At 58.5% G+C, this 19,025-nt stretch carries 22 protein-coding genes; 16 read left to right on the top strand and 6 right to left on the bottom strand.

Annotated features, from left to right (window positions below; translation table 11 throughout):
* Positions 1-33: 33 nt before the first annotated feature.
* The 3 genes from ACR0JE_RS03595 to ACR0JE_RS03585 are packed head-to-tail and all read left to right on the top strand — an operon-like array spanning position 34 to position 2,056.
* Complete coding sequence (locus ACR0JE_RS03595) at positions 34-237, top strand: DUF2061 domain-containing protein (protein ID WP_480542669.1); 204 nt, start codon at positions 34-36, stop codon at positions 235-237.
* Complete coding sequence (locus tag ACR0JE_RS03590) at positions 230-1,132, top strand: fatty acid desaturase (protein ID WP_480863038.1); 903 nt, start codon at positions 230-232, stop codon at positions 1,130-1,132. Before ACR0JE_RS03595 ends, ACR0JE_RS03590 begins: the two co-directional genes overlap by 8 nt.
* Positions 1,133-1,153: 21 nt before the next feature.
* Positions 1,154-2,056 (top strand): EamA family transporter, encoded by a 903-nt coding sequence (locus tag ACR0JE_RS03585; RefSeq protein WP_480542673.1) that lies wholly within the window; start codon positions 1,154-1,156, stop codon positions 2,054-2,056.
* Here ACR0JE_RS03585 and ACR0JE_RS03580 read toward each other — a convergent pair.
* From ACR0JE_RS03580 to ACR0JE_RS03565, 4 genes are all read right to left on the bottom strand, one after another.
* Entirely contained in the window at positions 2,053-3,411 is a 1,359-nt protein-coding gene (locus ACR0JE_RS03580) for a DEAD/DEAH box helicase (protein ID WP_480863036.1), read from the bottom strand. The genes ACR0JE_RS03585 and ACR0JE_RS03580 overlap by 4 nt on opposite strands.
* A 184-nt stretch (positions 3,412-3,595) precedes the next feature.
* Positions 3,596-4,525 carry a glycosyltransferase family 2 protein gene (locus tag ACR0JE_RS03575; protein ID WP_480863034.1) on the bottom strand — a complete coding sequence of 310 codons (930 nt, stop codon included), beginning with the start codon at positions 4,523-4,525 and terminating at the stop codon, positions 3,596-3,598.
* Entirely contained in the window at positions 4,522-5,277 is a 756-nt protein-coding gene (locus tag ACR0JE_RS03570) for a hypothetical protein (RefSeq protein ID WP_480863032.1), read from the bottom strand. Before ACR0JE_RS03570 ends, ACR0JE_RS03575 begins: the two co-directional genes overlap by 4 nt.
* Before the next feature lie 49 nt (positions 5,278-5,326).
* A complete protein-coding gene (locus ACR0JE_RS03565) occupies positions 5,327-6,934 on the bottom strand; it encodes a peptide chain release factor 3 (protein WP_480863030.1) in 1,608 nt (535 codons plus the stop codon).
* Between the two features lie 110 nt (positions 6,935-7,044).
* On the opposite strand from ACR0JE_RS03565, the gene ACR0JE_RS03560 reads away from it, so the two are divergent.
* From ACR0JE_RS03560 to ACR0JE_RS03520, 9 genes are all read left to right on the top strand, one after another.
* Complete coding sequence (locus ACR0JE_RS03560) at positions 7,045-7,407, top strand: SnoaL-like domain-containing protein (protein WP_480863028.1); 363 nt, start codon at positions 7,045-7,047, stop codon at positions 7,405-7,407.
* A gap of 99 nt (positions 7,408-7,506) precedes the next feature.
* Complete coding sequence (locus ACR0JE_RS03555; protein WP_480863026.1) at positions 7,507-8,154, top strand: hypothetical protein; 648 nt, start codon at positions 7,507-7,509, stop codon at positions 8,152-8,154.
* A gap of 55 nt (positions 8,155-8,209) precedes the next feature.
* Positions 8,210-8,989: an SDR family oxidoreductase gene (locus ACR0JE_RS03550; protein WP_480863024.1), complete on the top strand. Its 780-nt coding sequence runs from the start codon at positions 8,210-8,212 to the stop codon at positions 8,987-8,989.
* Positions 8,990-8,991: 2 nt separating this feature from the next.
* Positions 8,992-10,104, top strand: coding sequence for a DNA alkylation repair protein (locus tag ACR0JE_RS03545; protein ID WP_480863022.1), 1,113 nt, complete (start codon positions 8,992-8,994; stop codon positions 10,102-10,104).
* Positions 10,105-10,200: 96 nt separating this feature from the next.
* Positions 10,201-11,250, top strand: a complete 1,050-nt coding sequence (locus ACR0JE_RS03540) for a methyltransferase domain-containing protein (protein ID WP_480863020.1) — start codon at positions 10,201-10,203, stop codon at positions 11,248-11,250.
* A 121-nt stretch (positions 11,251-11,371) separates the two neighbouring features.
* The gene (locus tag ACR0JE_RS03535) at positions 11,372-12,415 is read left to right on the top strand and encodes an ABC transporter ATP-binding protein (RefSeq protein ID WP_480863018.1); all 1,044 of its coding nucleotides are present in this window, start codon (positions 11,372-11,374) and stop codon (positions 12,413-12,415) included.
* Positions 12,416-12,527: 112 nt separating this feature from the next.
* The gene (gene surE / locus ACR0JE_RS03530; RefSeq protein WP_480863016.1) at positions 12,528-13,310 is read left to right on the top strand and encodes a 5'/3'-nucleotidase SurE; all 783 of its coding nucleotides are present in this window, start codon (positions 12,528-12,530) and stop codon (positions 13,308-13,310) included.
* Entirely contained in the window at positions 13,307-13,957 is a 651-nt protein-coding gene (locus ACR0JE_RS03525) for a protein-L-isoaspartate(D-aspartate) O-methyltransferase (protein WP_353006871.1), read from the top strand. The genes surE and ACR0JE_RS03525 overlap by 4 nt, the downstream gene beginning before the upstream one ends.
* Before the next feature lie 64 nt (positions 13,958-14,021).
* Positions 14,022-15,203, top strand: coding sequence for a peptidoglycan DD-metalloendopeptidase family protein (locus ACR0JE_RS03520; protein ID WP_480863014.1), 1,182 nt, complete (start codon positions 14,022-14,024; stop codon positions 15,201-15,203).
* Between the two features lie 63 nt (positions 15,204-15,266).
* Here ACR0JE_RS03520 and ACR0JE_RS03515 read toward each other — a convergent pair whose 3' ends face one another.
* Both ACR0JE_RS03515 and ACR0JE_RS03510 read right to left on the bottom strand, forming a co-directional pair.
* Positions 15,267-15,938 (bottom strand): helix-turn-helix transcriptional regulator, encoded by a 672-nt coding sequence (locus ACR0JE_RS03515; RefSeq protein WP_480547030.1) that lies wholly within the window; start codon positions 15,936-15,938, stop codon positions 15,267-15,269.
* A 21-nt stretch (positions 15,939-15,959) separates the two neighbouring features.
* On the bottom strand, positions 15,960-16,265 hold the full coding sequence (locus ACR0JE_RS03510; RefSeq protein WP_480542699.1) for a hypothetical protein: 306 nt from the start codon (positions 16,263-16,265) through the stop codon (positions 15,960-15,962).
* Between the two features lie 221 nt (positions 16,266-16,486).
* Here ACR0JE_RS03510 and ACR0JE_RS03505 point away from each other — a divergent pair, with 221 nt between their 5' ends.
* The 4 genes from ACR0JE_RS03505 (at position 16,487) to ACR0JE_RS03490 (ending at position 18,999) form a co-directional block, all read left to right on the top strand.
* Positions 16,487-16,702 carry a twin-arginine translocase TatA/TatE family subunit gene (locus tag ACR0JE_RS03505; RefSeq protein WP_170373887.1) on the top strand — a complete coding sequence of 72 codons (216 nt, stop codon included), beginning with the start codon at positions 16,487-16,489 and terminating at the stop codon, positions 16,700-16,702.
* A gap of 6 nt (positions 16,703-16,708) precedes the next feature.
* Positions 16,709-17,167 (top strand): Sec-independent protein translocase protein TatB, encoded by a 459-nt coding sequence (gene tatB, locus ACR0JE_RS03500; RefSeq protein ID WP_170530390.1) that lies wholly within the window; start codon positions 16,709-16,711, stop codon positions 17,165-17,167.
* Positions 17,164-18,039 (top strand): twin-arginine translocase subunit TatC, encoded by an 876-nt coding sequence (tatC, locus tag ACR0JE_RS03495; RefSeq protein ID WP_480826869.1) that lies wholly within the window; start codon positions 17,164-17,166, stop codon positions 18,037-18,039. The genes tatB and tatC overlap by 4 nt, the downstream gene beginning before the upstream one ends.
* A gap of 117 nt (positions 18,040-18,156) precedes the next feature.
* Positions 18,157-18,999 (top strand): ATP-binding protein, encoded by an 843-nt coding sequence (locus ACR0JE_RS03490; protein WP_480863012.1) that lies wholly within the window; start codon positions 18,157-18,159, stop codon positions 18,997-18,999.
* The last annotated feature ends 26 nt before the right edge of the window (positions 19,000-19,025 follow it).

Genomic DNA, 19,025 nt, shown 5'->3' with positions numbered 1-19,025 from the left:
GCTTTTGTGAGAACAATAAAAACGGGGTCCGGAATGGAGACGCGGCAAAGATCGGTCGTGAAGGCACTGATTTGGAATGTGATGGGGTTGGCGGTCATGACTGTGGTCGGTCTGATAGCCACCGGGTCAGCGGCTGTTGGCGGCGCGTTGGCACTGGTCAATACGGCCATCGGTGTGACGATGTATGTCGCGTATGAACGGGTCTGGGCAGGGATTACGTGGGGCCGCAATGGCTGAACCAACGCTGCCTAAAACGCCTGAATGGGGGACATTTGCGCTGATTGTAGCCTGTTACGCCACCTGGTTGGCGGGTTTGTTCTGGCTGGCCGCCTGGTCCCTATGGCTGGCCATCCCGGCCTTAGGTCTGGTTGCTGCCTTGCATTCCTCACTGACGCATGAGGCATTGCATGGGCATCCGTTTAGCGCCAAATGGCTGAACGAGGCGCTGATGACCCTGCCGCTGACTTTGTTCATCCCCTTTAACCGCTTCCGCGATCTGCATCTGGCGCATCATCAGGATGCCAACCTGACAGACCCCTATGACGACCCCGAAACGAACTATTTGGACCCTAAAGTTTGGGCGCGATTGTTGTGGTGGCAAAAGCGGCTGTTTGTGACCAACAATACGCTTCTGGGCCGGATCGTGCTGGGACCCGCAATCGGACAAGTAATGTTTCTGCGCGATGAATGGCAGGGGATGATCCGAGGGGACCGAGCGATACTTCTGGCTTGGGCGATGCATATCCCCGGCGTAGCGGTGGTTTTGTGGGTGGTCGCGCAATCGGCGATGCCGATCTGGGCCTTTGTCCTATCAGCCTACATCGGGCTGGGTCTGGTCAAAATCCGGACCTTTCTGGAACACCGTGCGCATGAGAAATCTCGCGCTCGGACGGTGATTGTCGAAGACCGCGGGCTGCTAGCCTTTCTGTTTTTGAACAACAACCTGCACGTTGTTCATCACATGAACCCTTCGGCCCCATGGTACCGTCTGCCTGCACTCTATCAGGCAGGGAAAGACCGATATCAGGCTTGCAACGAAGCCTATGTCTATCGCTCATACGCGCAGATTTTCAAAGAATACTTCTGGCGCGCGAAAGATCCGGTGGCGCATCCGCTCTGGCCAAAGCCCTGATTTCACGACAGAAGGGACGCCATGAGTTTATGGATTCCCGTTACCATCGCCGCCGCTTCGTTCCAGACGGTGCGGTTCATGCTGCAGAAGTCGCTCAGCAGCGTGAAACTATCCGCCGCCGGCGCAACCTTTGCACGGTTTGCCTATTCGATGCCATTGGCGGTTTTAGGGCTGCTCGTCACGCTGTGGGTGACGCAGGCTGCGATACCATCCCTGACCGCACAGTTCTGGCTATTCGTAGCCATTGGCGGGACGGCGCAGATTTTGGCGACCATCTGCGTGGTGGCCCTGTTCAAACAACGCAATTTTGCAGTTGGGATCACCTTTAAGAAAACCGAAGTGATTCAAACGGCAATCGTCGGGTTTCTGGTGCTTGGGGATGAGGTTTCTGCCGGGGCGCTTGGTGCGATCCTGCTGGGGTTGTTGGCGGTTCTGGTGCTGTCCAAAACACCGGGCGGGGACGGAGCGTGGTGGCGTCATTTGACCAACCGCGCGTCGCAACTTGGCCTTGGCTCAGGCGTTCTGTTCGCATTCTCGGCCGTCAGTTATCGCGGTGCATCACTGGAGCTTGGTGACATCGACGCGTGGTTCCGCGCCCTGATCACTCTGGCGGCGGTGGTCACGTTTCAGTTTCTCAGCATGGGGCTATGGCTGCTCTGGCGGGATCGAGCCGAGTTGCTGGCCGTCTGGGAGACACGATCTACCGGCGTCTTCGTTGGATTGACCAGCCTAGGCGGGTCGTTCTGCTGGTTTCTGGCCTTTACGCTGCAGAACGCGGCCTATGTCAAAGCACTAGGGCAGGTAGAGCTAATCCTCAGCCTTTTGGCTTCGATCCTGTTCTTCCGTGAGACAATCAGCCGGCGCGAAATCGCCGGGATGGGCTTGCTGGGTATCTCGATACTGGCGCTGGTGCTGGCGATCTAGCTGGCGCGACGCTCGTCGAAGCTGAGCGCGATGAAGCTGGGCAGATGGTCGCCCATGCCGACAACCTTTGGGCCATGGTCGTCCCGACGGCCACGCCCTTTGGCAGGCTTGTCTTGCTTGCGCTCATCCTTCTTGCGGTCGTGCTTTTTGTCGTCTGAGGATCGGGTCTTTTTCTCGGGCTTTGACACCTCTGGCTTGGGCTCTTCCTTCACCGGATTGTCGATACGCGGAATATCCTTCTGGATCAGCTTCTCAATCGCATCCAGAGCCTTTTCGTCACGACCCGAGCAGATCGTGACGGCCTTGCCTTCGCGTCCGGCTCGGCCTGTACGGCCAATGCGGTGAACATAGTCTTCGGCATGACCGGGCACGTCGAAATTAAACACATGGCTGACCGACGGAATATCCAGGCCGCGTGCGGCGACATCAGAGGCCACGAGCAGGCGTAAAGACCCATCACGGAAGCCATCCAGCGTTTTCATCCGCTGCGACTGATCCAGATCGCCATGGATCGCAGCGGCGTTATAGCCGTATTTCTTCAGTGACTTGGCGCAGATATCCACGTCCGTCTTGCGGTTGCAGAAGATGATCGCGTTGGTGCACTTGTCACCTTCGGCGTCGATCAGTGCGCGCAGAACCTTGCGTTTTCCGCTGGCCTCGCGATCCCGTCGACCGCCTTTGAACATGACGACACCCTGTTCGATGGTCTCGGACGCGGTGGCCTGGCGGGCAACCTCGATCCGGGCGGGGGCCGAAAGGAACGTGTCGGTGATCCGCTCAATCTCCGAGGCCATGGTGGCCGAGAAGAACAGCGTTTGGCGGGTAAACGGCGTGAGCGAGAAGATGCGTTCGATATCAGGGATGAAGCCCATATCCAGCATCCGGTCGGCCTCATCCACCACCATGATCTGCACGCCGGTCAGCAGCAGCTTGCCGCGTTCGAAATGGTCCAGCAGACGGCCCGGTGTGGCAATCAGAACGTCGACGCCCCGGTCGATCAGCGCATCTTGTTCCTTGAAGCTGACTCCGCCGATCAACAGCGCCTTGGTCAGCTTTACATTCTTGGCATAGGTGTCGAAATTCTCAGCCACCTGCGCGGCCAGTTCCCGCGTCGGACACAAAACCAGCGAGCGCGGCATGCGCGCACGGGCGCGGCCACGGGCCAGAAGGGTGATCATAGGCAGCGTGAAGCTGGCGGTTTTACCCGTGCCGGTTTGCGCAATCCCAAGAACATCGCGCCCTTCAAGCGCAGGTGGTATCGCGCCTTCCTGGATCGGAGTGGGGCTTTCGTATCCGGCTTCCTCAATGGCTTTGAGGACCTTCGGGTTCAGGTTCAGTTCGTTAAACTTTGTCATGTATGTCCGGTTCATGCGGACACTTGACCTGGCCCGCGCGTCTGAAAAATGCCGGGCCCGGATGGCCATGCGCTTTTTGCGCATTTCGGCTTGGGCGCGGACATAACAAAAAGGTAGGTCAGGGTCAAACAAAGACCAGCCTGTCACACATGCACGGCGTCAATGCGGGATTCTACGCAACAATTCAGCCACTTCCGGGGAAATGTTGTGCGATTTTCTGGCTCAGGTTCAATGGCCTGTGCCGGATCAGGCCGTAACGTTCCAACCGCGTGCGCACGTCAGGGTCCTGACCGCTGATCTCGGCATAGAAGGCGCGCAGACCGTCCATGCCTTGTTCATCCTTGATCCAGCTGAACAACTCATTCTTGTTCAAGCCACCTTTTTCGCGCGGCACGTTGGGCGACATGCCGGGCTGGTAAGACCCTCTGGTCATCCGAAAATCGTAATGCGCGATCCAGTGATCCCAATCCGGTGCGTGACGGTGGCAGAGTTCAAACTGAGGCTGTTCGTGCTTGCAGGGCAGTAGATTCTTGTTCTGAAACAGGTTGTGTATTCGAAAGCTGAGGTTTTCCAGCCCTGTACGCACGATCAACTTTCCCTGCACATGACTCAGGAACCCGCCCAGCACAAAGGCGCCATATGTTGGATAGATCTCTTGCACAAGCGCCTCGCGGGTGGGGCTTTTAGGGATATGCGCCTTATACAGGTCATCACCGCCTGATATCGCCTCTGACGGCCGCACGCGGACCGCCGGGATATCTTGCGGGACTGTAGCCAGCACATCCGCGACGGGCTCTGACGTCCACAAAAACTCATCCACATCGATATGGGCCATCCAGTCCAAATCCGCACGTCGATAGGTATGGGTCGCGATAAAGGTCTGGCGAATCTGGTGCTTGTCCGGGCGTCCGCGCGTGCGTTTTGACCAGAATGCATCATCGCACGACTGCACCTGCACCTTTGGATGCTGGCTGAGCGCCTGAAAGGCAGCCGGGTTCGGTTCGTCCAGAAAGATGTAAAGCCGGTCCGCCCCCAGATCGAGGTGATGCGCCGCAAAGCCGAGGATATCCTCGGCCCGGCCACGGACCATCGAGACGATACCCCAACGGGTCATGTGCGGGACCGCAGCGTCGCGCGGCGGTTGCGCATGTGTTTTAGTCGACGGAATACGGTGCCGGGATCGGCGTTTAACGCTGTAAACAAATGATCGGCGAGCGGCGCGATTGTCGGGTCATTCAGGGCTTTGGTCCAGATGGGCGCGATCAGATTGGTATCCAGCCCGCCGGTATCCAAAGAGAATGATTTCATTTGCAGGGGCAAGGGCGTGTGGACCTTGTTGCGCGATCCATAGGCAGTTTCTGGCGCCGTGCCGGAAAACAGGCGTTCGTATTCGTAAATCTTCATCAACCCAAACAGCATGCGCAGGGCTTGCCCGACCTCGCGCTGTGTTGGGGTTTGCCCGTGATCGGCGAAGGTCTGGAACGAGGAGACGAGCCAGCGCAGGTCCAGCACAGACAGAAGATGCGCGGATTGTTCAGCCCAGAGCCGCTGAAACAGATCGGGGGCCTGGCGCGGGAACGATCGTTTGCGCAGATTTGCAACAAGTTGGGCGTTCAGAAAGGCGAGTTCTGACCGTCCTATGAACTCTTCCGCGATTTTCACGCGTTTGCGATCCCATGAGGACTGTACATCCAAAGGCGGCAATTCAGTTGCGCTTTGCGGAACGGTTTGTCCGGCCAGTGCCTCAAGGTCTGCTTCTAGCGGGGGCAGCGTGTTCGCGCCGAACTCAAACGGGGTCCGGCGCTTGTCATAGCCATCCAGCATGTCGGGCAGGCCGCCGGGAAAGGTCAGGTCGTCATCGCTCATACCTGCAGGATTGCACAGCCTGAGTCTGCTGTGCAATCAACCCTTTGTCTTAAACCATCATCTCTTTGGTGGCCGTCAGGTTCAGCGCCGGATAGTCACGCACGACGCGGTCGATATCCCATTGCAGGCGGGTCAGATAGACAATGTCGCCGTCGTGGTCATGAGCGATGTGCTGTTTGTTGGCGTTGACGAATTTTTCAACCTCGGGTTTCTCACCGCTGACCCAGCGGGCCGAGGTGAACTGAGACGCCTCAAACCGCACAGGCAGGCCGTATTCCATCTCAATCCGGCTGGCGAGCACTTCGAACTGCAACGCGCCAACGACGCCGACGATAAAGCCAGAGCCGATCGAGGGTTTGAACACCTTGGCCGCACCTTCTTCGGCAAACTGCATGAGCGCCTTTTCCAGATGCTTGGCCTTCATCGGATCGCCCGGGCGGACGGTCTGCAGCAGTTCCGGTGCAAAGGACGGGATACCGGTCACGCGGATCGCTTCGCCTTCGGTCAGCGTATCGCCAATGCGCAGTTGCCCGTGGTTCGGGATGCCAATGATATCGCCGGCCCAGGCTTCTTCGGCCAGTTCCCGGTCGGATGCCAGAAACAGCACAGGGTTCGAGATCGCCATAGGCTTCTTCGACCGCACATGGGTCAGCTTCATGCCGCGTTTGAAATGCCCCGAGGCCATGCGCACAAAGGCCACCCGGTCGCGGTGCTTTGGGTCCATATTGGCCTGCACCTTGAAGACAAAACCGGCGACCTTCTTTTCGTCCGGGGAGATCTGGCGTGGCTCAGCCGATTGGATCTGGGGCTGCGGGCCATAGGCGCCGATGCCTTCCATCAGTTCCTTCACTCCGAACGAGTTGATCGCCGAGCCGAACCAGATCGGGGTCATATGCCCCTCAAGCACCGCCTGAGGGTCGAGCGCAGGCAGCAACTCGCGCGCCATTTCGACCTCTTCCAGCAGCTTCTCCAGCAGGTGTTCGGGCACGTGTTCCGCCAGTTTAGGATCGTCCAAACCGTCGATCTGGATGCTCTCGGCTACTTTGTTGCGGTCGGCGCGGTCCATCAGTTCAAGCCGGTCGCGCAGCATGTCATAGCAGCCGATGAAGTCGCGGCCCACTCCGATGGGCCATGCGGCAGGCGTGACGTCGATGGCCAGCATTTCCTGAATTTCGTCGATGATCTCGAACGTATCGCGGCTTTCGCGGTCCATCTTGTTACAGAAGGTCAGGATAGGCAGATCGCGCAGGCGACAGACCTCGAACAGTTTCTGCGTCTGGCTTTCCACACCTTTCGCACCGTCGATCACCATCACGGCGGCATCCACCGCAGTCAGCGTGCGATAGGTATCTTCCGAGAAATCACTGTGGCCGGGGGTGTCGACAAGATTGAACCGGAAATCCCCGTAGTCGAACGACATTGCCGATGCGGAGACCGAGATACCCCGATCCTTCTCCATCTGCATGAAGTCCGACCGCGTGCGCCGCGCCTCACCCTTGGCCCGCACCTGTCCCGCCATCTGGATCGCACCGCCGTACAGAAGGAACTTCTCGGTCAGCGTCGTTTTACCCGCATCCGGGTGCGAGATGATGGCGAATGTCCGGCGCCGGGCGATCTCGGGCGGCAGGCTAGGTTGGTTCGAGGCGGTATCAAGCATGAGCGCGCGTATAGGCGGGGAAACCCGCCGAGGCAAGACAAACGGGGTGGCACGAATCGGCTGCTTGTGGCAAAAAGAACAAATAGTGAACAAAATGATGGAGCTGACCGATGAATTTGAAAGATATTGCTGACGAACTGGTTGCAGGCTGCCGCGAGAACAGGGCTAAGGAAAACCTGACCAAGCTTTATGCGCCTGATGCCGTATCCGTCGAAGCACAAGATAGGCAAGGCATGGGCCGCGAAACGCAGGGCCTCGATGGCATTGGTGGCAAGCATGACTGGTGGGAAAACGCCCACGAGGTGTCGGGCGCGTCAGTGAGCGATCCATTCCTGCACGGTGAAGACCGTTTTGCCTTAGTCTTCGAAGTCCAGGGCAAAGTAAAGGAAACCGGTGAAAGCTTCGATATGCGTGAAGTGGCGATTAATCACGTTGCGAATGGAAAAATCGTGAGGGAGGAGTTTTTCTACTGACGATGGGCGACATTTCTGATCTGTTGATGCCGAACTTCATTGTTGCGTGCGCTAGCCTGTTGGCTAAACAGATCAGATCATCGAGGACCGAGCCTGGAAATGAGCAGTGTTTTCAATAAACTGGCAATGGCATTCATGGCGGTTATCATATTAGTTGCCCATCAATCGGATGTTGTGCTTGCCCATCCGGGTCACGGCCCTCCGGACCGTCCGGGTTTATCGCGCGATGGCTCGGCTTCGGCGGGGTCTCAGCGGGATGGAAGCGACCGTGATAGGCTGATGACTAAGGCTCAGCGTCTTTCGGCGGATGCCGATGATCTGGTGAAGAAAAGCACCCTGCTGCAACGCCGTATCGCGACGGTCGATGCCCGAGTTTCGAAATCTGTACACGCCCTGCAAAGCACCGGAGAGCTTAGGGACTCAGCGCGCAAACAGATTTTGCGGTCGGTGCGCTCAGCTCGTCGGGCGACTGAGCAACTGATCAGTGAATTGGGTTTGTTTCTGAAAGTATACTCGACAGATCTGACGCCAGATGTGCGCAATAGTCTGGATATGCGCCTTGCGCATCTGAATACCCGCGAGACTTATCTTGCCGATCATGAAGCGAAGCTGGCTGACGTTGATGCATGTAGCAGTACGCAGTGTGCGGAGGTTGTGCAAAATCTGTATCAGCAGGGTGATTGGACAGGCGAGAGCGCTGAACTCAACGCATTGTCTGAGATACTGAAATCGCTTGAAAAAGCGTGAGCTTTTCGCGCTGAATCTATGTGACACCGCTGGTCGATGCGAAAAGGGGAAGTGAATGGACCTGGGAATTCGAGGAAAACGTGCTTTGGTGTGCGCCAGCAGCAAGGGGCTGGGCCTGGGATGCGCCGAGGCGCTGGCCGAGGCCGGTGTCGATCTGGTGATGAATGCGCGTGGGGTTGATGCGCTGGAGGCCGAAGCTGCGCGGTTGCGTTCTGCATATGGCGTTGATGTGCAGGCCGTCGCCTGTGATGTGACCTCCGCGGAGGGGCAGGCTCAGGTGATCGACACGGCGCAAGGCGTTGATATTCTGGTCAACAATGCCGGGGGTCCTCCGCCCGGTATGTGGTCGGATTGGGACCGCGATGATTTCATCAAAGCGCTGGACGCGAATATGCTGACGCCGATTGCCTTCATGAAAGCGCTGTTGCCTGCGATGATGGACAGGGGCTGGGGCAGGGTGGTCAATATCACCTCGCAATCCGTGCGCGCACCCATTGCCGTGCTTGGTCTTTCAAACGCGGCGCGTACCGGTCTAACCGGTTACGTAGCGGGGACGGCGCGGCAGGTGGCCCCTCATGGGGTTAACATCAACAACCTGCTGCCGGGTATTCATGCAACGGATCGCGCAGATGCGCTCGACAGCGGCGTTGCCACTCAGCAGAGCATTTCGATCGACGAAGCGCGGGCTGCGCGGGCCGCGACAATCCCGGCTCGACGCTATGGCACGCGGGAAGAATTTGGCGCCACCTGCGCCTTTCTGTGCTCGCAACAGGCCGGGTTTATTGTTGGGCAGAACATCCTGTTGGATGGTGGTGCAACCAATTTGACGATGTAGCCATGTCACAAGGATATTCCCTGAAAGATCAGCTGTTTAATGATGAGAAAACCCGGTATCTGGCCGGGCTTTTTGCCCAGGCGGCCCCGTCTTTTGATCCGGATGCCTTTCATGGGCAGGTGATGTCCCGGCTCACCGAGCTGGAGCTGAAAGAGCGCATGACTTGGATTGCAGATTGCCTGCAATCGGCCCTGCCGGGAACACTGCCCAACGTCGCGCCCGTGATCCTGCGTGCGCTGCCGCCGCCTTTGGACCCGACTAAGACAGATGATGATTTCGGCGATTTCATCTTTGCACCGCTGGGCGAATGGGTGGCCGCGATTGGGCTGGATGCGCCGGAGGATGCTCTGGACCTGTTTGAGGAACTGACCCAGAGGTTTTCCATGGAGTGGGCGATCCGTCCGTTTCTGAATCGTTGGCCCGATCTGGTTCTGAACCGGATGCAGGACTGGTGCGCACATGACAGCTATCATGTCCGCCGATTGGTCAGCGAAGGCACGCGACCACGCCTACCTTGGGGGCAGGCGATTGGGTTGGAGCTGAATGATCCTATGCCTTTGCTTGATCGGTTGCATGGCGACAAAACACGCTATGTCACCCGCTCGGTTGCCAACCATCTGAACGATATCTCAAAGAAACAGCCCGATCTGGTTCTGGCGCAGCTCAAGGCCTGGCAAGGGGCGGGCAGGCAGAACGCGGATGAGCTGGACTGGATGATCGGACACGCGCTGCGTGGCCTTGTAAAGGCTGGACATCCGGGCGCGATGGCCATGCTGGGCTATGATCCTGACGCCGAACTGGCCGTTGGTATCGAGCTCTTGGCAGAGGCCCGGATTGGAGAAGCGCTGGAGTTTTCAGTAGACATGAAGGGTCAGGGCGCGCAGCCGGTTCTTGTGGATTATATCATTCACTTTCAGAGGCCTGGAGGGAAAACTTCAGCCAAGGTGCACAAGCTGAAACAGGCTGTGCTGAAGGACGGGGCGTTGCGTTTGGAAAAGCGTCATAAGCTCAAGGCCAACGCCAGCACGTTCCAGCTTGTTCCCGGTGCACATCGGCTTGAGATTCAGGTGAATGGCAAGGTGCGGGCGGGTGTTGTTTTCGACCTGCTGGGCTGAGACCTCTCACAGTTTTGTCAAATCGGGCCGGGTGGATTGCCCGGGCCGAAAAGTTGCACTAGCTGCTAGGCAGATATCGAACAGAGGACATCCACGATGAAGCATGAATCGGTCCAGAACTACTATGGTGAAGTGCTGCAAAGCAGTGCGGATTTGCAGACCAATGCCTGCTGCACGCCCGATGACATGCCGGATCATCTGAAGAAAATCCTATCGAAACTGCATGATGAGGTGCTGACCCGCTACTACGGCTGCGGCCTGATCGCGCCGCTTGACCTTGAAGGGATGAGCATCCTTGATCTGGGTTGTGGTGCTGGCCGGGATGTTTATGCCCTGTCGGCGATGGTGGGTGAGAGCGGACGCGTCGTCGGCGTCGATATGACCCAGGAACAGCTGGAAGTAGCTCGCGCGCATCAGGACTACCACGCCAAGGTCTTTGGCTATGCCACCAGCAATGTTGAATTCCACCACGGCTATATCGAAAAACTGGATGAGTTGGATCTGGAACCGGGTTCTTTCGATATCATCGTGTCGAACTGCGTGATCAATCTGGCGACTGATAAAGAGGCGGTCTTGCGGGGCGCGCATCGGCTGTTGAAAGAGGGCGGCGAGATGTATTTCTCGGACGTCTATGCGGATCGTCGCATCCCGCAAGCCATGGCCGAGGATGAGGTTCTTTATGGGGAGTGTCTTTCTGGTGCTTTGTACTGGAACGACTTTCTGTCCATATCGCGTAAGGCGGGCTTTGGTGATCCGCGCCGCGTGACACATCGGCCCCTGACCATCGAAAACCCGGTGCTCGAAGAACGCGTTGCCCCGTTGAACTTCTTGTCGGCCACGTACCGTTTATTCAAACTGCCCGCGCTGGAGCCTGCCTGCGAAGATTACGGTCAGGCCGTGATCTACAAAGGTACCATCCCCAACGCGCCCCATCTGTTCGAACTGGACGACCACCACGCCATCGAAACCGGCAAGGTCTTCCTGGTGTGCGGCAACACGTGGATGATGCTGAAAGATACCCGATTTGCCCGCCATTTCGATTTTATCGGCGATTTCTCGACTCACTATGGCATTTTCGAAGGCTGTGGCGGCGAAAGCCCGTTTGAAGCAACCGGTGCTGCACCCGCGTCCGGCGGCTGCTGCTGATCCCTTGCGCCCAAGGGGCGGGGTTGCTATCCCCGCCCAAGCCCGATGGTTTTGATCGGGAAAGGTTACGGGGTCATCGGTGACAGCAGAGGCAACTCCACCACGTTTGGAAATTCGCAACATGACCCGCCGGTTCGACGGGCGGGTTGTGGTGGATGACGTCTCGCTCAGCGTACAGGCGGGGCAAGTTACGTGTCTGCTTGGGCCGTCCGGTTGCGGCAAATCAACCACGCTGCGGATGATTGCCGGGGTCGAGATACAGGATTCCGGCGAAATCTACGTCGATGGCAAGCTGATATGCGATACGGTGTTTCGGGTGCCGCCGGAAAGGCGTGAAATTGGTCTGATGTTTCAGGATTTTGCGCTGTTTCCGCATCTGAGCGTCGCCAATAATGTGGCCTTTGGCCTGACTGGCAGCAAAGACCAGAAACGCGCCCGCGTCGAAGAGCTGCTGCGCAAAGTTGATCTGATGCGCTTTATCGATGGCTACCCACATCAGCTGTCAGGGGGTGAGCAGCAACGGGTTGCCTTGGCCCGTGCGCTGGCACCGCGTCCCCGGATCATGCTGATGGACGAGCCGTTTTCGGGGCTCGACAATCGGTTGCGCGACGGTATCCGGGATGAAACGCTGGCGATCCTGAAAGAGGAAGACGCCGCGGTGTTGCTGGTCACACATGAGCCCGAAGAAGCAATGCGGATGGCGGATGAGATTGCCCTGATGCGCCGGGGCAAGATCGTACAACAGGGCGCGCCCTACAACGTTTACACCCGGCCCGCGGATAAAGAGGCGGTGGCCTTCTTTAGCGATGTCAATGTCTTGCGGTCCAATGTGAACGGCGCCCTGGCAGAAACACCGTTTGGCCAGTTCTTGGCCCCCGGCATTCCGGATGGCACTGAGGTCGAGATCGTGTTTCGCCCGCAGCACATCAAGCTGGATTTCGACCGCAATGGCAAAGGCCCATCGCCCACGCCCACCGAAGGGGTTGCCGCGCGCGGCGTTGTTGAACGTGCCCGCTTTTTAGGCAATGAAAGCCTGGTCGAGTTTCGCATGGATTACGACGGTTCGATCCTCAAAACTACGGTGCCCAATGTATTTGTCCCCAATCCGGGGCGGGTTATGTGGCTGACGATCCGCCGCGATCGCTGCTTCGTTTTCCCTCTCTGACGCTCAGTTTCCGCCAAAGTGGTGCGCGAAAGCCTCAGAATGCGTGCGCGCCTTGCTTGCCGCAACGCAAGGGCCCGTCTATCAAGGGCCAAACGTGGGGATGATCGGGCAGATGCGTATACTTTTAACCAATGATGACGGGATCAACGCGCCGGGTCTGACGGTGCTTGAGGCGATTGCGGCCGAAGTGGCAGGGGCGGATGGCGAGGTTTGGGTCGTGGCCCCCGCATTCGAGCAATCGGGCGTCGGGCATTGCATCAGCTATACGCATCCGACCATGGTGGCCAAACTGGGCGAACGTCGCTATGCCGCCGAAGGCTCGCCTGCGGATTGCGTATTGGCCGGGTTGCATGACGTGATGAAAGACGCGCCGCCTGATCTGGTGCTGTCTGGCGTCAACCGGGGCAACAACTCGGCCGAGAATACCGTCTATTCCGGCACAATCGGTGGCGCGATGGAGGCTGCGTTGCAGGGTGTGCCCGCGATTGCATTGTCGCAATACTATGGCCCGCGCAACCGGGATCTGGCCGATCCGTTTGAGGCCGCCGTACGACACGGCACTGATGTGGTGCGCAAGATATTGGCGGCCAACCCTGCGGATCAGACGGATTACCGGTTGTTTTACAATGTGAATTTCCCGCCCGTTCCTGCGGATGAGGTTCTGGGTATTCAGGTCTGTACCCAAGGGTTCAGACGCGAGACGCGCCACACGGTTGAGCCACAGACATCACCCTCGGGTCGGCGGTTTCTGTGGGTCCGGGGTGGGCCGCAGGACAAACCGACCGAGCCGGGCACTGATGCGGCGGCCAATCTGGCCGGGTATATCTCGGTCACGCCGATGCGGGCGGATCTGACGGCCTATGATGCGCTAGAGGCGTTGAAGTCGATCGAATGAGCGGACTGGACCCGGAAACCGTCATGCAATTCCTGTTTGCCCTGCGCAAACGGGGGGTGACGGACGCGCGTGTGCTGGCCGCGATGGAGCAGGTTGATCGCGGCCGCTTTGTCACAGGGCTGTTTGCGGATCGCGCCTATGAGGATATGCCACTGCCCATCGCCTGTGGTCAGACGATCAGCCAACCCTCGGTCGTGGGGCTGATGACGCAGGCGCTGGACGTGCGCCCACGCGATACGGTTCTGGAGGTCGGGACAGGCTCAGGCTATCAGGCCGCTGTTCTGTCGAAACTGGCGCGACGGGTCTATACGGTTGAACGCCACAGGCGGCTGGTGAACGAAACCGGCCAGCTGTTTCGCGAGATGGGATTGACCAATGTGACGGCGATGCTGTCGGATGGGTCCTTTGGTTTGCCCGAACAAGCCCCCTTTGATCGGATCATTGTGACAGCCGCGGCAGAGGACCCTCCGGGACCGCTCTTGGCGCAGCTCAAAATCGGGGGTATTATGGTGCTACCCGTAGGACAGTCGGATGCGGTGCAGCAGTTGATCAAGGTCACGCGCACTGAGGATGGTCTGGACTACAACGAATTGTCGTCCGTCCGTTTCGTACCCCTGCTTGAGGGGCTCGGGAAGGATGAGACATAACAGGTATTGAAAGTTTGGTCACCGGAACCCCGGAAAACAGGGGCAGGTGTTGAGGGCAAACGTGATGAGAGCAGTTTCCAAATCGGCAATGCGCCGTTGTGCGACCGGGGTGGCCGCTCTGGCCATATTGGCTGGGTGCGAAGGACCACTGGACTATGACCTGCGCGGTCAGATTGGCGGGTTTTCGACCACAGGGGCGGCGCAATCCGCCACCGCCAGTCGCCCGACGCCCGATGCGCGTGGTGTCATCAGCTATCCGAATTATCAGGTGGCTGTTGCCCGACGCGGCGATACCGTCCGTGATGTGGCTGCCCGAGTGGGGTTGCCGGAGGGTGAGCTGTCGCGGTTCAACGGCCTGCAAACCACCGACACACTACGCGAGGGTGAGATCCTCGCGCTGCCGCGTTCGGTGGGTGCGGCTAGTGGGGTCGACATCGCCTCGATCGCCGGGTCCGCCATCGATCAGGCCCCCGCAACGGGCGGCGTGCAGACTACAACACTGGAACCTGCCAAACCGGCAGCAGCCCCGGCACCTGCGCCGACCGGGCCCGAACCAATTCAGCATAAGGTGAAGCGGGGCGAGACGGCCTATACGATTTCGCGTCTGTACCAAGTACCTGTTGAATCGCTTGCCGAGTGGAACGGGCTGGGTCCGGATTTCGCAATCCGCGAGGGTCAGTATCTTCTTATCCCGGTCAAGAACCAGCCAGCTCCTCGCGGGGCCGCTCCGGCAGCGCCAGCGGCGGGTGCGACCAATGTTACGCAGCCAGGAGAAGGCTCCCCAACACCAACGCCCCCGAGCGCCACGCAACCCTTGCCGGACGAACAGGTCGAACCCCGCAGCGAAGCACCGGAGGCCCCTGATGTAACAGCAGAGGCCCCCAGCAACGCAAGCCGTTCCGCATTGGCCCTGCCGGTGACGGGCAAAACCATTCGCACCTACGAAAAGGGCAAGAACGAGGGCATCGACATCGCAGCTGCGCCGGGCACGCCTGTAAAGGCCGCGGAAGCCGGAACCGTTGCCGCGATCACTGCAGATGCAGATCAGGTGCCGATCATTGTGGTCAAGCACAAAAACGACTTGCTGACCGTCTATGCCAATGTCGACGATATCACGGTTAAGAAAGGTGATCGGGTCAAGCGTGGACAGCAGATTGCCGCGTTGCGGGGTGGGGATAATGCTTATGTGCATTTCGAGGTCCGCAAAGGGTTCGAGTCGGTCGACCCAGAGCCCTATCTGCAGTGAATCAAATGGCCTGTACCGGGCCATGCCTCCGGCGGGGATATTTTTAGCCAGATGAAGCTGGGATCACGCCTGGGGGTCGTAGTCACTAAGCCGTTTGCCGGGTTCATCCGTGAAAAGTTCGGGCTGGGGCGTGACCGTTTTGATCAGGTCAATACGGAAAACGCGAAAGCCATCGCGCAGCTCGCACCAGGCGGTCAATGTCCAAACGCGGCCCCAGTATTCCATATGGAGGGGGCGGATCGTGCGGTCGGTCAACGTGCCGTCGATACGGCGATAGGACAGGTGCAGTTTCTGACGTGATTTGATCGCAGCACGGATTGGGGCCATATGGGCCAAACCGCGCGCGGCATCGGCGAAGGGGTAGACAGCGAATTTCCAGGCATCTGCCTCGGCTACGACTTGTGTAGGCAGGACCGCGTCGATCTTCTCGGCAAGGGACTCGGCTGCTGCCTTGAGATCCGGGTCGGCGGCTTCGGCGACGATGGCCATGCCAAGATTCAGCGCCTCCAGTTCGGACGGGGTCAGGTTCAAGGGGGGCAGGGTGATCTGCTCACGCACCATATAGCCCACGCCGCGCTCTCCCTCGACAGGAACGCCAGAAGCCACCAGCGTGTCCATATCGCGGTAGATCGTGCGGACCGACACCTCAAGCCGGTCCGCGATGTCCTGCGCACGGTGCAGTTTGCCGTCGCGCAGGATCTGGATGATATCGAACAGGCGATCAGTGCGGCGCATGGCGCGCCATTCTGACCGCGACTAGGCGGTCATGTTCCATAGTACATTCTCATGCCGCATCTGTAGGCTGTCTGGGTTGATGGCTGCCATCAGGGCGGGGGCGAAGTCTTGTTCCGGGAACTGCGCGGCGGCGTTTTGCGCCGCCTGCATATCCTGCCAGACCACATAATCGGTCCAGCGCCCGTCATCGCCCTGGCTGAGCTGGCGATGGGCAAAGCCGGGAGCCGCGCGTACAAAGGATTCGGTAGATTGGCTAAGCGCGACAAACGCCTCGGGCGAGGTGCCGTCGTTCAATGTGAAAGTAACGATTTCTGCGACATGGGTCATGTGAGTCTCCGTTGACCAGGTTGCGATATCGCCGTTGTAGTTAAGTACAACTGACATAAACCTGTCAGTTGTGAAAGGCGAGCCCTGTAAAATCGCAAGTTTGGACCGGATTTTGGAGGCGCCACCGTGAAAGCCCCCTTTTTGTGTTGGGGGTTTGGGGCGTAAACACGAGGCCAGATCATATTCCCGGCGTGCTGCGCCGACGTCAAAGGAGAAGAAACATGCTCAATAATATCGGCCTTCCCGGCCTTCTGCTGATTGCTGTTGTGGTGCTGGTGCTGTTTGGTCGTGGTAAGATCAGCTCGCTGATGGGCGAAGTTGGCAAAGGCATCACGTCGTTCAAGAAAGGCGTCAAGGAAGGCGCAGACGAGCTGGAGCAGGATGCAGCCGAAGTTGCCAAGGACGTCACACCGGAAACCGAAAAAGACAAGGTCTAAGCGCAGATGTTTGATCTGGGCTGGACCGAGCTTCTGGTCATCGGCATCGTTGCGCTGATCGTTGTAGGCCCCAAGGACCTGCCGGTGTTGTTTCGCAATGTTGGCCGCTGGGTTGGCAAGGCCCGCGGTATGGCGCGCGAGTTCAGCAGTGCGATGAACGAAGCTGCGGACCAGGCAGGCGTGAACGAGATCAAAAAGGGTTTGAATGCGGCCGCCAATCCGGTGAATACCGCAATGGATGGCGTGAAACAGGCGGCTCAGGATCTGGGTAAGAGCATCGATCCCACCAAGTTCGATCCTGAGAGCGAGACGGGCAAGTTGGCCGCTGAACGGGCCGAACAAGCCAAGAAGATTCAGGCAACAAGCGCGCGCGCGACGGCCGAGCGCAAAGCCAAAGAAGCCGCAGATGCTTTGGCCAAGGCCGAAGAGGCCGAAGCCGCTTTGAACACTGAAGGCAAAACATGAGCAAGACCGACGAAATCGAAGACAGCTCAGCCCCATTGATCGAACATTTGGCCGAGCTTCGCACGCGTCTGATCCACTGCGTTGTGGCGTTTCTGATCGGTATGATCATCTGCTTCACGGTGGCCACGCCGATCTTCAATTTCCTGACGCACCCGTTGTGTGAGGTGCTGAATGAGCGGGGACAAGATTGCGGGCTGATTTTTATCTCGCCGCAAGAAGGCTTCTTTGTTGCCATCAAGGTTTCGCTGTTGGGCGGGTTCATCCTGGCCTTTCCCTATATCGGAATGCAGATGTGGCGGTTCGTTGCTCCTGGGCTCTACCGAACCGAAAAGAACGCGTTTTTGCCGTTCATGATCGCGTCGCCGTTCATGTTTCTATTGGGCGCGAGCTTTGCTTTTTATGTCGTAACGCCCTTGGCGTATGATTTCTTTCTAGGCTTCCAGCAGTTCGGAGCCGAGGGCGAGGTGGTAACCGATGGAGCGACAGCCGCACCGCTCAGCGTGGTGTTCCAGGGCTCGGCGCAGGAATACCTGAACCTGACGATCAAGTTCATCGTGGCCTTCGGTCTCTGCTTCCAGCTGCCCGTGTTACTGACCTTGATGGGTAAAGCCGGATTGGTCAGCGCCGAAGGGCTTGGCTCCGTCCGCAAATATGCCGTCGTCGCAATCTTGGTACTCGCGGCGCTGGTCACGCCTCCCGATGTGATCACTCAGGTCATCCTGTTCGTCGTGGTCTATGGCCTCTACGAGATATCGATCTTCCTTGTCGCCCGTGTCGAGAAGAAGCGCGAAGAACAGCTGCGCGCCGATGGTTACTATGATGACGAGGCTGATGCGGATGAGGAGATCATCCAGGAGGAAGAGGGCAAGTAACCCGCTCTGAAGACAAAGATAGGCGCGTCGGGTTCGGCGCGCCTTTTTCGTTTGAGGCCCTTGTTGCATCGCTCGGATCATGGTTTGACAGCGCCACACCAAGATCCGGAGGCCCCGATGGATGACCAAGCCCTGAACCGTATCGCCGACGCACTGGACCGCATGGCCCCTGCGCCTTTGGCTGCCCCGGATTTCAACGCGGCCCCCGCCTTTGTCTGGCATGTCGGCCCGGATCGGTTAGAGCCTGTCACACAAGTCAACCGGGTCGATCTGAACCTGCTGGTAGGTATCAACCGCTCCCGCGATACGTTGTTGGACAATACCCGTCGCTTTGCTGAAGGCTTCAAAGCCAATAACGCTCTGCTCTGGGGCGCGCGCGGGATGGGGAAATCCAGTCTGGTGAAGGCCGTGCACGGCACGCTTCAGGATGATCACCCAGACCTGAAACTGGTCGAGCTGCAACGTGAAGACATGGGCTCGGTCGCGCGCCTGCTAAACCACCTGCGCGCGGCGCCGCACCGGTTCATCCTGTTCTGCGATGACCTGTCGTTCAGCCACGATGACCAGCACTATAAGTCGCTTAAGGCCGTGCTGGATGGCGGTATTGAAGGCCGTCCTGAAAACGTAGTGTTTTACGCCACTTCAAACCGCCGCCACTTGATGCCGCGGGATATGATTGAAAACGAACGTTCCAGCGCCATTAACCCATCGGAAGCAGTCGAAGAAAAGGTCTCCCTTTCTGACCGGTTCGGTCTGTGGCTGGGCTTCCACCCATGCGATCAGGATGAATACCTGGCCATGATCGACCGCTACTGCGGTGCCTACGGGGTTTCAGTCGACCCGGAAACCCTACGTGCCGAAGCCATCGAATGGCAGGCCACCCGAGGCGCGCGCTCGGGCCGCGTCGCCTGGCAATTCTTCGTCGATCTGGCAGGGCGCACCGGCGTCAACATAGCCTGATCCCAGCTTCATCTGGCTAAAAATAT

It is taken from the genome of Ruegeria sp. H3, from assembly GCF_056533095.1.
This window is presented reverse-complemented; position numbering and strand designations above follow the sequence as displayed.

What these genes read in the sequence shown, in the direction of transcription:
- ACR0JE_RS03505 (WP_170373887.1), top strand. Translation starts at nt 16,487, where the DNA reads ATGCTCAATAATATCGGCCTTCCCGGCCTTCTGCTGATTGCTGTTGTG.
- ACR0JE_RS03575 (WP_480863034.1), bottom strand. Translation starts at nt 4,525, where the DNA reads ATGACCCGTTGGGGTATCGTCTCGATGGTCCGTGGCCGGGCCGAGGAT.
- ACR0JE_RS03590 (WP_480863038.1), top strand. Translation starts at nt 230, where the DNA reads ATGGCTGAACCAACGCTGCCTAAAACGCCTGAATGGGGGACATTTGCG.
- ACR0JE_RS03585 (WP_480542673.1), top strand. Translation starts at nt 1,154, where the DNA reads ATGAGTTTATGGATTCCCGTTACCATCGCCGCCGCTTCGTTCCAGACG.
- ACR0JE_RS03490 (WP_480863012.1), top strand. Translation starts at nt 18,157, where the DNA reads ATGGATGACCAAGCCCTGAACCGTATCGCCGACGCACTGGACCGCATG.
- ACR0JE_RS03510 (WP_480542699.1), bottom strand. Translation starts at nt 16,265, where the DNA reads ATGACCCATGTCGCAGAAATCGTTACTTTCACATTGAACGACGGCACC.
- ACR0JE_RS03515 (WP_480547030.1), bottom strand. Translation starts at nt 15,938, where the DNA reads ATGCGCCGCACTGATCGCCTGTTCGATATCATCCAGATCCTGCGCGAC.
- ACR0JE_RS03570 (WP_480863032.1), bottom strand. Translation starts at nt 5,277, where the DNA reads ATGAGCGATGACGACCTGACCTTTCCCGGCGGCCTGCCCGACATGCTG.
- tatC (WP_480826869.1), top strand. Translation starts at nt 17,164, where the DNA reads ATGAGCAAGACCGACGAAATCGAAGACAGCTCAGCCCCATTGATCGAA.
- ACR0JE_RS03560 (WP_480863028.1), top strand. Translation starts at nt 7,045, where the DNA reads ATGAATTTGAAAGATATTGCTGACGAACTGGTTGCAGGCTGCCGCGAG.
- ACR0JE_RS03535 (WP_480863018.1), top strand. Translation starts at nt 11,372, where the DNA reads ATGACCCGCCGGTTCGACGGGCGGGTTGTGGTGGATGACGTCTCGCTC.
- ACR0JE_RS03540 (WP_480863020.1), top strand. Translation starts at nt 10,201, where the DNA reads ATGAAGCATGAATCGGTCCAGAACTACTATGGTGAAGTGCTGCAAAGC.
- ACR0JE_RS03580 (WP_480863036.1), bottom strand. Translation starts at nt 3,411, where the DNA reads ATGACAAAGTTTAACGAACTGAACCTGAACCCGAAGGTCCTCAAAGCC.
- ACR0JE_RS03595 (WP_480542669.1), top strand. Translation starts at nt 34, where the DNA reads ATGGAGACGCGGCAAAGATCGGTCGTGAAGGCACTGATTTGGAATGTG.
- ACR0JE_RS03555 (WP_480863026.1), top strand. Translation starts at nt 7,507, where the DNA reads ATGAGCAGTGTTTTCAATAAACTGGCAATGGCATTCATGGCGGTTATC.
- ACR0JE_RS03545 (WP_480863022.1), top strand. Translation starts at nt 8,992, where the DNA reads ATGTCACAAGGATATTCCCTGAAAGATCAGCTGTTTAATGATGAGAAA.
- ACR0JE_RS03520 (WP_480863014.1), top strand. Translation starts at nt 14,022, where the DNA reads ATGAGAGCAGTTTCCAAATCGGCAATGCGCCGTTGTGCGACCGGGGTG.
- ACR0JE_RS03525 (WP_353006871.1), top strand. Translation starts at nt 13,307, where the DNA reads ATGAGCGGACTGGACCCGGAAACCGTCATGCAATTCCTGTTTGCCCTG.
- tatB (WP_170530390.1), top strand. Translation starts at nt 16,709, where the DNA reads ATGTTTGATCTGGGCTGGACCGAGCTTCTGGTCATCGGCATCGTTGCG.
- ACR0JE_RS03565 (WP_480863030.1), bottom strand. Translation starts at nt 6,934, where the DNA reads ATGCTTGATACCGCCTCGAACCAACCTAGCCTGCCGCCCGAGATCGCC.
- surE (WP_480863016.1), top strand. Translation starts at nt 12,528, where the DNA reads ATGCGTATACTTTTAACCAATGATGACGGGATCAACGCGCCGGGTCTG.
- ACR0JE_RS03550 (WP_480863024.1), top strand. Translation starts at nt 8,210, where the DNA reads ATGGACCTGGGAATTCGAGGAAAACGTGCTTTGGTGTGCGCCAGCAGC.